The 14,117-nt window shown below is 60.9% G+C and carries 10 protein-coding genes and 1 pseudogene; 5 read left to right on the top strand and 6 right to left on the bottom strand.

Annotation, left to right across the window (positions count from 1 at the left end; genetic code table 11):
* Positions 1 to 225: 225 nt before the first annotated feature.
* The gene (locus tag DHB74_RS03925; protein ID WP_051610781.1) at positions 226 to 1,254 is read left to right on the top strand and encodes an acyltransferase family protein; all 1,029 of its coding nucleotides are present in this window, start codon (positions 226 to 228) and stop codon (positions 1,252 to 1,254) included.
* A 6-nt stretch (positions 1,255 to 1,260) separates the two neighbouring features.
* On the opposite strand, the gene DHB74_RS03920 is transcribed toward DHB74_RS03925, so the two are convergent.
* The 3 genes and pseudogenes from DHB74_RS03920 to DHB74_RS03910 form a co-directional block, all read right to left on the bottom strand.
* Positions 1,261 to 2,046: a methyl-accepting chemotaxis protein gene (locus tag DHB74_RS03920; RefSeq protein ID WP_499161025.1), complete on the bottom strand. Its 786-nt coding sequence runs from the start codon at positions 2,044 to 2,046 to the stop codon at positions 1,261 to 1,263.
* 69 nt (positions 2,047 to 2,115) lie between these two features.
* Positions 2,116 to 3,144: pseudogene (locus tag DHB74_RS03915) on the bottom strand (HAMP domain-containing protein); the annotation flags it as partial.
* A gap of 134 nt (positions 3,145 to 3,278) precedes the next feature.
* Positions 3,279 to 4,457, bottom strand: a complete 1,179-nt coding sequence (locus tag DHB74_RS03910) for an acetyl-CoA C-acyltransferase (RefSeq protein ID WP_036989332.1) — start codon at positions 4,455 to 4,457, stop codon at positions 3,279 to 3,281.
* Between the two features lie 201 nt (positions 4,458 to 4,658).
* Between DHB74_RS03910 and DHB74_RS03905 the strand changes: the two genes are divergently transcribed.
* A complete protein-coding gene (locus DHB74_RS03905; RefSeq protein ID WP_074777702.1) occupies positions 4,659 to 6,341 on the top strand; it encodes a fatty acid--CoA ligase in 1,683 nt (560 codons plus the stop codon).
* Positions 6,342 to 6,512: 171 nt separating this feature from the next.
* Positions 6,513 to 7,757, top strand: coding sequence for a dicarboxylate/amino acid:cation symporter (locus tag DHB74_RS03900; protein ID WP_136868852.1), 1,245 nt, complete (start codon positions 6,513 to 6,515; stop codon positions 7,755 to 7,757).
* A 61-nt stretch (positions 7,758 to 7,818) separates the two neighbouring features.
* On the opposite strand, the gene DHB74_RS03895 is transcribed toward DHB74_RS03900, so the two are convergent.
* Positions 7,819 to 9,201, bottom strand: coding sequence for an amino acid permease (locus tag DHB74_RS03895; RefSeq protein ID WP_074777704.1), 1,383 nt, complete (start codon positions 9,199 to 9,201; stop codon positions 7,819 to 7,821).
* A gap of 177 nt (positions 9,202 to 9,378) precedes the next feature.
* On the opposite strand from DHB74_RS03895, the gene DHB74_RS03890 reads away from it, so the two are divergent.
* Both DHB74_RS03890 and DHB74_RS03885 read left to right on the top strand, forming a co-directional pair.
* Positions 9,379 to 10,023 carry an MBL fold metallo-hydrolase gene (locus tag DHB74_RS03890; RefSeq protein ID WP_036989341.1) on the top strand — a complete coding sequence of 215 codons (645 nt, stop codon included), beginning with the start codon at positions 9,379 to 9,381 and terminating at the stop codon, positions 10,021 to 10,023.
* A gap of 118 nt (positions 10,024 to 10,141) precedes the next feature.
* On the top strand, positions 10,142 to 10,795 hold the full coding sequence (locus DHB74_RS03885; RefSeq protein ID WP_499160834.1) for a YiaD family glycine zipper/OmpA-like lipoprotein: 654 nt from the start codon (positions 10,142 to 10,144) through the stop codon (positions 10,793 to 10,795).
* 204 nt (positions 10,796 to 10,999) lie between these two features.
* Here the strand turns inward: DHB74_RS03885 and yihG are convergent, their stop codons facing one another.
* Positions 11,000 to 11,905 (bottom strand): 1-acylglycerol-3-phosphate O-acyltransferase, YihG family, encoded by a 906-nt coding sequence (gene yihG, locus DHB74_RS03880; RefSeq protein ID WP_036989345.1) that lies wholly within the window; start codon positions 11,903 to 11,905, stop codon positions 11,000 to 11,002.
* Between the two features lie 76 nt (positions 11,906 to 11,981).
* Positions 11,982 to 14,117, bottom strand: coding sequence for a phosphate acetyltransferase (pta, locus tag DHB74_RS03875; RefSeq protein WP_136868854.1), 2,136 nt, complete (start codon positions 14,115 to 14,117; stop codon positions 11,982 to 11,984).

Raw genomic sequence — 14,117 nt, 5'->3', positions numbered from 1 at the left:
TCTCCTTGGCAGGAATGCATTGCGGAACCCGAAGGCACCACGGAAAAGTTGCCGCACAGTGTCATGCAGTTGCCGATAACCGGCAAGCCGTTCCGGGCTGGTGAATGGTCTGACATAAATAATCTGCCCACCCCGAATAAAGCATTAGCCATTCGATAGGTGGCCGATCGGCGCACGGCGCTATGCTCGGTGGCTGCGACATTATGCGCCTGATGGGAGACGGTGATGGAGAATCGGGACCTCTGGGTGGATCACGCCAAGGCACTGGGTATCGTCCTGGTGGTATACGGGCATGTATTGCGTGGGCTGCACAGCGCCGGAATTCCCATGCCGGAAACCTTCTATCAACTGTCGGACAGCATTGTCTACAGCTTTCACATGCCGTTGTTCTTCTTTCTGGCGGGGCTATTCTTCCGGCAATCGCTGGCGGCAAAGGGCGCCCGTGGGATGGTGTTCAGCAAGCTCGACAGCATCTTCTACCCCTATGTGCTGTGGTCCATTCTCCAGGGGCTGATCGAGGCTGCTCTGGCCGATTACACCAACGGCGCGGTCACCTATGCGGAGGTGTTTGCGCTGCTATGGGCGCCGCGGGCGCAATTCTGGTTCCTGTATGCCTTGCTGCTGTGCTTTCTGCTGGCCGTTGCGGTGTTCAGCCTGTCCCGGCGCTCGATCTTGCCAGTAGTCGTGATCGCGGCGCTGCTTTATCTATTCCCGCCGCTGCTGCCAGAAGTCGTGGCATTGCGCTATATCGCGGATAATTTCGTGTTTTTCGCGTTGGGTATCCTCTATGCGGACCAGGTGCGTGGAATGGTTGCGTCTGGCTGGCAGGTATTGTTCATGCTGGGGTTGTTCGCGGCCGCCCAATACGGCTTCCATGGTCTGCTGGAACTGCATTATGCCGATCGGGGAATGTTGTCGCTGCTGCTGGCGCTGCTCTCGATCGCGGCTGTGGTAACGCTCTGCTGCTGGTCCGCCCGCCGGCCGTTGGGATTTGTCGCCTATCTGGGTACGGCTTCCATGGCGATCTATCTGATGCATATCCTGGCCGGCAGCGGCGTGCGTGTGTTGCTCAAGGTCGGTGGTGTGGATTCGTTCCTGCTGCACGCCGTGGCGGGGGTGGCCGGCGGCCTGTTGCTGCCGCTGCTCGCGCTGGCCATCGCCCAGCGGCTGCAGTTGCGCTATCTGTTTTCCGCACCTATCAGCCGCTGGCTGACCCTGCCCGTCAATTGGAATCAGCCGCGGGCAGGGCGCTGAGCTGGCTCAGATCTTGAAGCTGTCCACCAACTGCTTGAGCCTGCCGGCCTGATGGGACAGGGCATCACAATCGCCGAGGGTTTCCTGAAGGTTCGCCACGCCTTGCTGGTTGAGCAGGTTGATCTGGCTGATATCCATGTTCAGCGCTTCGACCACGGTGGTCTGCTCCTCGGTGGCGGCTGCCACCGACTGGTTCATGGCGTCGATCTCGACGATCCGCTCCATCACGGTGCCCAGCCGTTCGCCGGCCTGGTTGGCCACATCGACACTCTCGACGCTGGATGCCTGGCTGGCGTGCATGGTATTCACCGCTTCCTGGGAGCCCTGCTGCAGGGTGGTGATCATGCGGTGAATCTCCTCGGCGGACTCCTGGGTGCGGTGGGCCAGATTACGTACTTCATCGGCCACCACGGCAAACCCGCGACCCGCATCGCCGGCTCGGGCAGCTTCGATTGCGGCGTTGAGTGCCAGCAGGTTGGTCTGCTCGGAAATGCCCTTGATCACATCGAGGATATGGCTGATGTCCTCGGTACTGGTATTCAGGGTCTCGATCTGTTCCCGCGAGGTATTGATGGTATCGGACAGCGCAGTCATCGCCTGAATGGTCCTGGCCATGACCTGCCGCCCATCTTCCGCTTGCTCGCTGGCGTTGCTGGCCTGGTTGGAGGCGTCGGCCGCGTTGCGGGCAATTTCCTGAGCGGCGGCGCCCAGCTCGTTGATGGCTGCGGCCACGCTTTCGGTGCGAGCGCTCTGTTCGTTGGAGCCGGCAATGGACGAGTTAGACGCGTTCATTACCCGCACCGCCAGGTCATGCACCTGACCTGTAGCAGAGGCCACTTCGCTGATGGAGGCATGGATGCGTTCGACGAACTGATTGAACGAGGCGCTCAGCTCACCGAATTCGTCGCGGCTTTCGACCGCCAGCCGGCGGGTCAGATCACCTTCACCGTCGGCGATATCCGCCATCGCCCGGCCCATGTTCTGCAGCGGACGCATCAGTATTTTGATCAGCAGGCTCAGCAGCATGGCAATGGCGACTACTGCGACCAGCATGGCGATGATCGCCGAGGTGCGGAACTGCGCCAGCGGGGCGTAGGCCTGGTCCCGATCGACGGATAGGCCGATGTACCAGTTCACCGAGGGCAGGCCGCTGATCGGCGTAAAGGACAGCATGCGCTCCTGACCATCCAGCTGTACTTGCTGCAGCTCCCGCTCCATACGCAACTCGCTCGCGCTGTAGATCTCCTTGAGGTGCTTCATCAAGTGGGACTGTTCGGGAGAGACCAGGATCTGACCGCTATCACTGACCAGGAACGCATGGCCCAGACCACCGAAGTCCACCGAATTGATGATGCCGACGAGGGTGTCCAAGCTGAGGTCAGCGCCGACCACGCCAGCGAGTTGACCATGACGCGTGACCGGTGTGGCCATGGTCAATACCAATCCATTGGTGACCTGATCGAGATAAGGTTTGGTCAGGATGCTGCCGTTGGCCTTCACCGCATCGGTATACCACGGCCGGGTGCGGGCATCGAAGTCGTCGGGCAGCTCCACAGGCGGATGCTGGATGAGGCTGCCATCGGCACTGCCAAGGTAAGTGAGTAGGTACTGCGAACTGAAGGTCGGTTGGCCAACCAGCTCAGCCCGGGTAGTTTCCAGCGGGTGGTTGGCGATGTTCTCGGCCAGGTTCTCCATTAACAACAGGCGGCCGCTGAGCCAGTTCTCTACGCTGCTGGCGGTGAGCTTTCCGGCTTGGTCGATGGAGAATTCCAGATTGTTACCAATGCTGTTGCGTTGCAGATAATCGTTGTACAGCGCGAATAGAGAGAACGCCAGAATGACGATGCCGCAGCCGGCAAGCAGGATTTTATGACTGAATTTGAGGTTCATGGCCGCCTGTACCTTGGAAAACGGAAAGCCGGGCCAGAAGGTGCCCGGTCGGTTACGTCAAGGTCGTATCGGCAGCGAGACAGGGAGCTTGAGGGCGAAAGACGCCCGCCCAGCGGGCAGGCGTCAGCCATTGGTCACACCAGTTCGATGGCTACCGCAGTCGCTTCACCGCCACCGATGCACAACGAGGCCACGCCACGCTGGCCGCCGGTCTGTTGCAGGGCGTTGATCAGCGTCACGATCAGCCGCGAGCCGGTGGAGCCCACCGGGTGACCCTGGGCGCAGGCGCCGCCAAAGATGTTGACCTTGCTGTGATCCAGCCCGTGTTCGCGCATGGCCAGCATGGTGACCATGGCGAAGGCTTCGTTGATCTCGAACAGATCGACATCATCCTTGCTCCAGCCGATCTTGTTGAACAGGTTGGTCATGGCACCGACCGGGGCGAGGGTGAACTCGCTCGGGTCCTGGCTCTGGGTGGCGTGGCCGACGATCCGGGCCAGCGGCTGGAGGCCGCGACGCTTGGCTTCGGACTCGGTCATCAGCAGCAGGGCACTGGCACCATCGGAGATCGAGCTGGCGTTGGCAGCGGTGATGGTGCCGTCCTTGGCGAAGGCCGGACGCAGGCCGGGAATCTTCTCGATATTGGCGTTGTGCGGCTGTTCATCATCCTTGACTACCACGTCGCCCTTGCGCGAGGCCACGGTCACCGGAATGATTTCGCTGTTCAGGGCGCCACTGTCAATGGCCTTCTTGGCCCGGGTCAGGGACTCGATGGCGTAGGCATCCATATCTTCGCGGGTCAGACCGTACTTGGTCGCGGTTTCCTGGGCGAAGGAGCCCATCAGCCGACCGGTCTGCGCATCTTCCAGGCCGTCGAGGAACATGTGGTCCTTGATTTCGCCATGGCCCATGCGCAGCCCGCCGCGCGCTTTCTCGATCACGTAGGGGGCATTGGACATGCTTTCCATACCGCCGGCGAGCATGATCTGATTGGAGCCAGCCTTGAGCATGTCAGTCGCCATCATCACTGCCTTCATGCCTGAACCGCAGAGCTTGTTGATGGTGGTGCAGCCGGTGGCGCTGGGTAGCCCGGCCTTGAGACTGGCCTGGCGGGCGGGACCCTGCTTGAGGCCGGCTGGCAATACGCAACCCATGATCACCTCTTCGACATCCGCCGGGGCGATGCCGGCCCGTGCCACCGCCTCGCGGATGACCAGAGCACCAAGGTCGACTGCCGATACGCTCGACAGGCTTCCCTGAAAACCACCCATGGGCGTACGGACGCCGCTGACAATGACAATGCTTTCGGACATGGTGACTCCTGAAAATATGACTGATTGTTTATTTGTGGTCATCAAGCGACTTTATACGCGCTTTAAACCCTTATTGTCGACTGCAAACCTTTGTATGATCGGGATACACAAGAGCCATGGTTGTCCTGCTCCGCTGTCGCTATATTAAATGCAGAACCGCGGGGCAGGCCCCGGCAAGCCAACAACAAGAAAGGTCGCATCATGTTGAATACACGGATTTTACCGCCCACCGAGCAGGCTCACTCCACGCCGTTGCTGATCAAGAACCTGTTGCTGTCGGGGGTGCGTTATGAAGCCTCGCAGGAAATTGTCTATCGGGACATCAGCCGTTACGACTATGCCACCTTCAACCAGCGTATCTGCCGGCTGGCCAATGCGCTGACCCAGGCGGGGGTCAAGGCCGGGGATACCGTGGCGGTACTGGATTGGGACAGCCACCGTTATCTGGAATGCATGTTTGCCATTCCGATGATTGGCGCGGTGCTGCACACCGTGAATGTGCGGCTGTCGCCGGAGCAGATCGTGTACACCATGAATCACGCTGACGACATCATGGTGTTGGTCAACAGCGAATTCCTGCCGCTGTACCAAGCCATTGAGCCGCAACTGACCACAGTGACGTCGACCATTTTGCTCACCGACGGTGAAGACAAGGCTGCCGAACTGCGCGGGTTCGCCGGTGAGTATGAGCAGTTGCTGGCTGCGGCGGACAGCACCTATGAATTCGCCGATTTCGACGAGAACTCGGTCGCCACCACCTTCTACACCACCGGCACCACCGGCAACCCCAAGGGTGTGTATTTCACCCACCGGCAATTGGTGCTTCACACCCTGACCCAGGCCGGCATGCTCAATGGCCTGGGGCATGAGCAACTGCTCAGTAACCGTGACGTCTACATGCCGATCACGCCGATGTTCCATGTGCATGCCTGGGGCATGCCCTACACCGCGACCATGCTCGGTGTAAAACAGGTCTATCCCGGCCGTTACGATCCGGAGCTGCTGGTCAAGCTGATCCAGCAGGAGCAGGTGACCTACTCGCATTGCGTACCGACCATTCTGCAGATGCTGCTCAATGCCAAGGCAGCCGAGGGACACGATTTCGGTGGGATGAAAATCATCATCGGCGGCAGCGCCCTGACCCGCGGTTTGTACAAGACGGCTGGCGCCCGGGGCATTCGCCTGTCCGGTGCCTACGGCATGTCGGAAACCTGCCCGCTTATTTCCGCTGGCTACAATAACCTGCAGATCGAGGCCGGCAGCGAAGAGGAGCAGATCACCTACAAGATCAAGGCCGGCGTGCCGGTGCCTCTGGTTGAAGCACGGATCATGGATACCGAAGGTCATTTCCTGCCCCATGACGGACACACTCAAGGCGAGCTGGTATTACGCGCGCCCTGGCTTACCCAGGGCTACTTCAAGGAGCCGGAAAAGAGCCGCGAGCTATGGGAACATGGCTGGATGCATACCGGCGACGTGGCGACCATCGACCCTACCGGCAGCATCGACATCCGCGACCGGATCAAGGACGTGATCAAGACTGGCGGCGAATGGTTGTCGTCCCTGGAACTGGAAAGCCTGATCAGTTTGCATCCGGCGATCCGGGATGTGGCGGTGGTCGGTGTTCCGGACCCGCGCTGGGACGAGCGGCCCTTTGCCCTGGTGGTGGTTGCCGCGGGGCAGGAGATGGACGCCAGGCGCCTCGCTGAACATCTGCAGCCCTTCGTGGATGATGGCCGCATCAACAAGTGGGCGGTGCCCACACAGATTGCCGTTATCGACGAGATCCCCAAGACCAGTGTCGGCAAGCTCGACAAGAAACGCATTCGCGTGGAAATCGCCGACTGGCTGGAGCAGCAGGCACCCTGCATTTCCTCGCTCTGACACCGGAGTCCTGGGAGGGACGAGCGCCCGCTCGTCCAAGGTGCCGTGGCGCAGTTCCTTTCATCGAGCTGGTGCTCGAGGTTCCCAGGGAAACCGCCTTCGGCATGTTTGCGGGTGCGGGTCTGCTGTTTGAAAGGTATTCTTCTGCATAAATAGACAAGGAGAATGCCCGTGCCCAGCCTGAATCGCCTGATCTTCATTGCCGCCGGCCTTGGTGTGCTTATCGGCTGGCTGCTCGGTGGCATGCCGGAAGAGACCGCCCTGCGTACAGGCGTGCTTTATGGCAGTACGCTGGTGGGTGGCGTGTTCATCGGTCTGCTGAAGATGGTGCTGATTCCGCTGGTTTTCACCTCCATTGTTGTAGGGGTGGCGAGCCTGCAGGCGCATCATCAGGTGCACCGGGTGTGGATCAGCACCGTGCTGTATTTCATGCTGACTACTGCCCTGGCGATGCTATTGGCATTGGTAGTGGCCAATGTGTTCAAGCCGGGCGCCGGGCTGTCGCTGGATATGTTCGCCGATGCGATGGAATCATTCGAAGCGCGGCAGATGACCATGCCCGAGTTCTTCCAGTATTTCTTCAGCGGGTTGTTCAAGAACCCCTTCGAAGCCTTCGCCAACGGCGACATTCTCTCGGTGCTGATGTTTGCCATCTTCGTCGGTGTCGCCCTGGTCGCGGGCGGCGAGCGTTATCGCTCGGTGCTGCAAGTGATGCAGGAGTTTCTCGATCTGCTGCTGCGCATCATCGGCTGGATCATGTGGTTGGCACCGCTGGGTATTCTTGCGCTGCTGATCCGGTTGGTCGCCGAGCAGGATGTCGCGCTGTTGGTCACCATGCTCGGTTTTATCGTGCTGGTTTTCGGCACGACGCTATTTCATGGCATGGTCACGCTGCCCAGCATCCTTTACGCCGTGACACGCAAGTCACCGCTGTGGTTCTGGCGCGGTGCGCGCGAGGCCATCATCACGGCCTTCGCTACCAGTTCCAGCTCGGCGGCATTACCGATCTCCCTGCGCTGCGCCCAGGATAATCTCGGCGTGAAAAGGCGGATCGCCGGCTTCGTTCTGCCCCTGGGGGCAACCATGAACATGGACGGCACCGCGCTCTACGAGGCGGCCGCGGCCCTGTTCGTCGCCAACCTGATTGGCGTCGAACTGTCACTCGCCCAGCAGTTGGTGGTGTTTCTCACAGCGATGATCGCCTCGTCGGGTGCGCCAGGCATTCCCAGCGCGGGCATGGTAACCATGGTCATGGTGCTGCAGGCGGTGGGGCTGCCGGCGGAGGCGATTGCCATCCTGCTACCCATCGATCGCCTGCTCGATACCGTGCGTACGGCGGTCAACGTGGAAGGGGATATCATCGGCAGTCTGGTGGTTCAGAAGCTCGCCGAGGATGAGGTGGAGCAGGGGGCGTAGCGCCCGCTCCCCCAGTCGCTTATGCGGGAGCGGCCTGCTCGGCCCCGTTTTCTGCGCAAGGTCAGCCGGTCTTGCGGTTCTTGAGCAGATAGCACAGACCGATCACTGCAACCCATGCCGGCAGCGCAAAGACCGACATGCGGGTGCCGGCGTCCAGCAGCAACACCAGCAGAATAAAACCGACAAAGGCCAGGCAGAGGTAATTGCCGAAGGGTGACCACAGCGCCTTGAAGCTCGGCTCCACCCCTCGCTCACGCAAGGCGCGGCGAAATTTCAGGTGGGACAGGCTGATCATTGCCCAGTTCAGCACCAGTGCGGCGACCACCAGTGACATCAGGATGATCAGCGCACCCTCCGGCAGCACATAGTTCAAGGCGACACACAGCAGGGTAACAGCGCCGGACACCACAATCCCCCGCACCGGCACCCCGTTGCGACTCAATTTGAGGAATGCCCGCGGTGCGTTGCCCTGTTCGGCCAGGCCATACAGCATCCGGCTGTTGCAGTAGACGCCGCTGTTATAGACCGACAGCGCCGCAGTCAGGACCACGAAGTTCAGCACATGGGCCGCCGTGTCGCTGCCGATCAGCGAAAAGATCTGCACGAAGGGGCTGCGCGCGTAGGGATCAGTGCCGCTGGTGAGCGTCTCCACCAGACTATCCCAGGGGTACAGCGACAGCAGAATGCCCAGGGCGAAGATATAGAACAGCAGAATCCGGTAGACCACTTGATTGATCGCTTTCGGGATCACCTTGCTTGGATTTTCCGCTTCGGCGGCGGTAATGCCCACCAGCTCCAGGCCGCCAAAGGAGAACATGATCACCGCCATCACCACCACCAGCCCGCCGATGCCGTTGGGGAAGAATCCACCATGGGCCCACAGGTTGCTGACACTGGCCTGCTCACCCCCGGCGCCGGATACCAGCAGATACAGGCCCAGCGCGATCATACCGAGAATAGCGCCCACCTTGATGATCGCGAACCAGAACTCCGCCTCGCCGAAGGCCTTCACGTTGGACAGGTTGATCAGGTTGATCAGCGCAAAGAACGCCAGCGCAGTGGCCCATGTCGGGATGTCCGGATACCAGTACTGCACGTACTTGCCCACCGCCGTCAGCTCGGCCATGCCCACCAGCACGTAGAGCACCCAGTAGTTCCAGCCCGACAGGAAGCCGGCGAAGGGCCCCCAGTACTTGTGGGCGAAATGACTGAAGGACCCCGCCACTGGTTCCTCGACAATCATCTCACCCAACTGGCGCATGATCAGAAAGGCAACGAAGCCACCAATCGCATACCCCAGCAGCATCGAAGGACCAGCGCTTTTCATCACCCCGGCGGAGCCGAGAAACAGACCGGTACCAATGGCGCCGCCCAGGGCGATCAGTTGAATATGGCGATTGGTCAGGCCGCGCTTGAGCTGGCCTTGGGGTGCTGGTTCGGTCATGGAGAATCCGTGGCGGGGGAGCTGGCTGTAAAAAAGTGGCAAATTGTACACAGATTGGCGCCTGTTCGCAGGCTATCGGTCTATTTGACGCAGGCTGGCTCTGCTGCGGCCAGGGTGGAGGCTTTCTTCGTCTCGATTTGTCATACTTCGGCCATGCAAACAGCTACAAGGACTCCCATGGAAGCCACCCAACCTGCCCTGATCCGCGAAACCTTTCCCGTCGGTCCGTTGCAGTGCAACTGCACCATCATCGGCGACCCCATCACCAAGAAAGCCGTCGTAGTCGATCCTGGCGGCAATCATCAGTTGATACTGGACCGTCTCGATCAGCTCGGCCTGAAGGTGGTGAGCATCATCCATACCCATGCTCACCTGGACCACTTCCTTGCCTCGGGAGAGATGAAGAAGGCCACCGGGGCGACCTTGCACCTGCACAAGGAAGACCAATTCCTATGGGACAACCTGGAAATGCAGTGCAAGATGTTCGGTGTGCCTTACACACCGGTGCCAGCGCCGGATCAGTGGCTGCAGGACGATGAGGAATTGGCCTGCGGTTGTGGGGTGGCCTTGCATACGCCGGGACACACGCCGGGCTCGATGAGCTTCTGGTTTCCCCAGGCCAAGCTGTTGATTGCCGGAGACACCTTGTTCCGCCGGGGGATCGGCCGTACCGACTTGTGGGGCGGTGATCATGCCAAGATCGAAACCTCGATTCGGACCCGTCTATACACTCTGGATGAAGACGCGGTGGTGGTGACGGGGCACGGTCCGGATACCCGGATCGGGGAAGAGATCCGCGAGAACCCTTTCATTCGCGGATAAAGTGATCATAATTGCACTATTGAGGGATAAAAGGCCAAGCGTAACGGTCTATGTTCCGGACGCATCCCGGCTGGGGTGCCGCGCTGCGATGATGAAGAAGCCAATTAAGGAAAAAAGCATGAAAATCAAAGCACTTATTGCCGCCTCTGCCTGTGCGGCACTGCTGACAGGTTGTACCAACAATCCCTATACCGGTGAGCGGGAAGCTGGCAAGGCCGGTGTCTATGGCGGCGGTGGCGCTGCGGCCGGTGCGTTGATTGGCGCCGCTACCTCAAGCAAGAAGGACCGTGGCAAGGGCGCCTTGATCGGTGCGGTCGTTGGTGGCGCTGCGGGTGCGGGTTACGGCTACTACGCTGACCGCCAGGAGCAACGTCTGCGCCAGGAGCTGACCGGTACGGGTGTGCAGGTCGTTCGCAATGGTGACAATCTGCAGTTGATCATGCCGGGCAATATCACCTTCGCCAGCAGCTCTTCGGACATCTCCAGCAGCTTCTACCCGACCCTGAATTCGCTGGTCAAGGTCTTCAAGGAGTTCGACAAGAACGGGATCGACATCGTTGGCCATACCGACAGCACTGGTTCGCTGGAGCTGAACATGCGCCTGTCCCAGGAGCGCGCCACCAGTGTGGCGTCCTACTTGACCGGCCAGGGCGTATCCGGCGCGCGCATCAGCAGCCGTGGGGTCGGCCCGAGCCAGCCGATCGCCAGTAACGACACTTCCGCCGGCAAGGCGCAGAACCGTCGCGTGGAGATCAACCTGCGTCCGCTGTAATTGGAATCTGGTTGATGTGAAAACGGGACGCCTTGGCGTCCCGTTTCTGTTGGGAAGTCGGTTACCTGGGAGACTCGAGCACCAGCTCGTATCCTGCGAGTTGGCCGGATAAGCCCTATGTTGCCGGCTGAGCGCGCTCATCGAGCTGGTGCTCGACGCTCCCAGGTGTGGCACCTGATATCGGCGCGCCAACCCGAGGAAAGCCTACGTCTGCGGTGGATAATCCCGGTGCAGTTGCGCGAGCAGGGCGTCCTTCTCTTCCCACAGACCGTTGACCCAGGCCTGGAATTCCGCCCGAAAAGCCGCATCGTTCTGATAGTCCTTGCCGAGGAACTCGGCGGGAATCGGCCGGGTCTCACAGCGCATCACGACCTTGCGAATCCGACCGCTGAGCAGGTCCCAGAAGGTCGGGCTGCCATCGGGATAATGGATGGTGATATCGACCAGCGAGCGCAGCTGCTCACCCATGGCATCCAGAACGAAGGCGATACCGCCGGACTTTGGCCTGAGCAGGTGGCGATAGGGTGAGTTCTGTTCGGCATGCTTTTCCGGTGTCAGTCGGGTGCCTTCCAGAAAGTTGAACACCGCCACCGGGGTGGTCTTGAACTTCTCGCAGGCGCGTTGAGTGGCCAGGAGGTCCTGGCCGGCCTTTTCCGGATGCTTGGCCAGATAGGCCTTGCTGTAGCGCTTCATGAAAGGAAAATCCAACGCCCACCAGCAGATGCCGATGACCGGTACCCAGATCAGCTCCTGCTTGAGGAAGAATTTCAGCATGGGCATGCGACGGTTGAGGTTGTGCTGCAGCACCAGAATGTCGACCCAACTCTGGTGATTGCTGCTCACCAGATACCAGCCGTCATGGTCCAGTTGCTCATGGCCCTGGACATCCCATTGGGTACGACCTGCCAGCCGCATCCAGCCACTGTTGCAGCGTATCCAGCTTTCGGCGATACGGATCATGACCCGCGTGAGAAAAGCCTGTAGCGCAGGAATGGGCAGCAGCTTGATCAAGGCGCAGGGAAACAGCAGGCTGAACCAGAACAGCGTGTTGAGGATCAGCAACAGGAGCGAGAGGCTCCCGCGCAGGAAAGCAGGCAAGAAATACAGCATTATCTGATGAACTCGTCCATGGGGCTTGGCAGCCTGTGGGGTTTCGCTGACCACACAGGCTGCCAGCGCACGTCAATCAGCTATCGTCCGCATCGGCCTGTATGGCGGTCAGTGCGATAGTAAACACGATATCGTCCACCAGCGCACCCCGGGACAGGTCATTCACCGGTTTGCGCAGGCCTTGCAACATGGGACCGACGCTGATCACGTTGGCACTACGCTGGACGGCCTTGTAGGTGGTATTACCGGTGTTCAGGTCCGGGAAGATGAAGACCGTCGCCTTGCCGGCAACCGGGCTGTCCGGTGCTTTCTGCCGCCCGACGCTGGCTATCGCGGCGGCATCATACTGGAGCGGGCCATCGATCAACAGCCCCGGCTGACGCTCGCGGGCCAGGCGGGTCGCTTCGCGGACCTTTTCCACATCCTCACCCGTACCGGAGCTGCCGGTGGAATAGCTGATCATGGCCACCCGCGGCGGGATGCCGAAGGCCTCCGCCGAGCGGGCGCTTTGAATGGCAATTTCGGCCAGGTCGGACGCGTTGGGGTCCGGATTCACTGCGCAGTCGCCATAGACCAGCACCTGGTCGGGCAGCAGCATGAAAAAGATCGAGGAGACCAGGCTGTATTCCGGCGCGGTCTTGATCAGCTGGAACGCCGGGCGAATGGTATTGGCGGTGGTGTGAATCGCGCCGGATACCAGGCCGTCGACTTCGTCCAGAGCCAGCATCATGGTGCCGAGCACCACATTGTCTTCCAACTGTTGCAGCGCGACCGGTGCAGTCATGCCACGATCCTTGCGCAGCTCGACCATCGGTGCGACATAGTCCTCGCGCACCTCATCCGGATCGATTATCTGCAGCCCGTCCGGCAGGGTGATGTGGTGCGCGCGGGCCACTGCTTCGACCGCTTCTGGCTTGGCCAGCAACACGCATTGGGCAATACCGCGGCGCTGACAGATCGCCGCTGCCTGTACGGTGCGTGGCTCGTCGCCTTCGGGCAATACGATGCGTTTGCCTGCCTGCTGCGCCCGGTTGACCAGATCGTAGCGGAACGCGGGCGGAGACATGCGTAGCTCGCGGGGCATGCCGCAGCGGTGCTGCAGCCAGCTGTGGTCGATATGCGAGGCGACGAAGTCGGTCACCAGCATGGCCCGTTCGTGGTCGTCGATCGGAATCTCCCGGTTCATCCGGTCCAGCAGCGAAGAGGTCTTGAAGCTGCCGGTGCCAACCAGAAAGATCGGCAGGCCATTGTCCAGCGCCGGCTGGCACAGCTGCATGACGCGCTCATCGGGCATGATGTCGCCGGTCAGCAGCAGGCCGGCCAAGGGCGTGCCGGACAACGAAGCCAGACTACTGGAAATGATGATGTCGTCGCGGTCACCGGGCACCACCAGCAGCGTGCCGGGGCGGAACAGGTGCAGCGTATTGGGCACGGTGCGGGCGCACAGTACGATATCCAGCACCCGGCGTTGCTGCATCTCGCCGGGGTGCAGGATCTTCGCGTTCAGGATGGCCGCTACGTCGGCGCTGCGCGGCGCGCTCAGCTCGCTCTGCCAGGGGACGCAGCCGATCAGCCGGAAGCCTTCGGTATCCAGCACCCGCGAATGCTGTTTCAGCGCGGCGGCATACTCCTTCAAGGTGCGCTTGAGCTGGCCGCGGTCATGGGGTACGTCACCGCCCAGGTCCAGATCCTGAACCTTGTTGATGATGACGCCCAGCACCTTGGGGTCCTGGGGGCCGCCGAAGCCGTGGGCGTGCACTTCGATGCGGTGGGCCAGGGTGGCCAGATCGTTGTCGTCCGGCGCGGAGACCAGGATTACATCGGCATCCAGGCTCTTGGCCAGATGCTGGTTGATGCGCGCGGCATAGGCGGCCTGGCGTGTCGGCACCATGCCTTCAACCACGACCACATCGGCATCCCGGGCCGCTTCGCGGTAGCGGCTGACGATGTCTTCCAGCACCTCATCCAGTTCGCCATTGGCCAGCCGCCGCTCTACTTCTGGCAGTTCCAGCGGCGTCGGCGGAGCCAGCCCCATGGTGCCGCTGATCAGCGCAGTGGAGCGCTCGGGGCCGTCATCACCGGGGTGCGGTTGGGCAATGGGTTTGAGAAAGTGGACGCGCAGGCCATTGCGCTCCAGGGCACGGATCAGACCCAGGCTGACCGAGGTCAGGCCGACGCCGAATCCGGATGGGGCAAGAAAAAAAGTATGCAT

Origin of the sequence: Pseudomonas sp. G11-1 (genome assembly GCF_024031555.1) — a bacterium.
GTDB classification, from domain to species: domain Bacteria; phylum Pseudomonadota; class Gammaproteobacteria; order Pseudomonadales; family Pseudomonadaceae; genus Halopseudomonas; species Halopseudomonas bauzanensis.
Note: the sequence above shows the minus strand (reverse complement) of the source record. Positions and strands in the feature narration are given on the sequence as shown.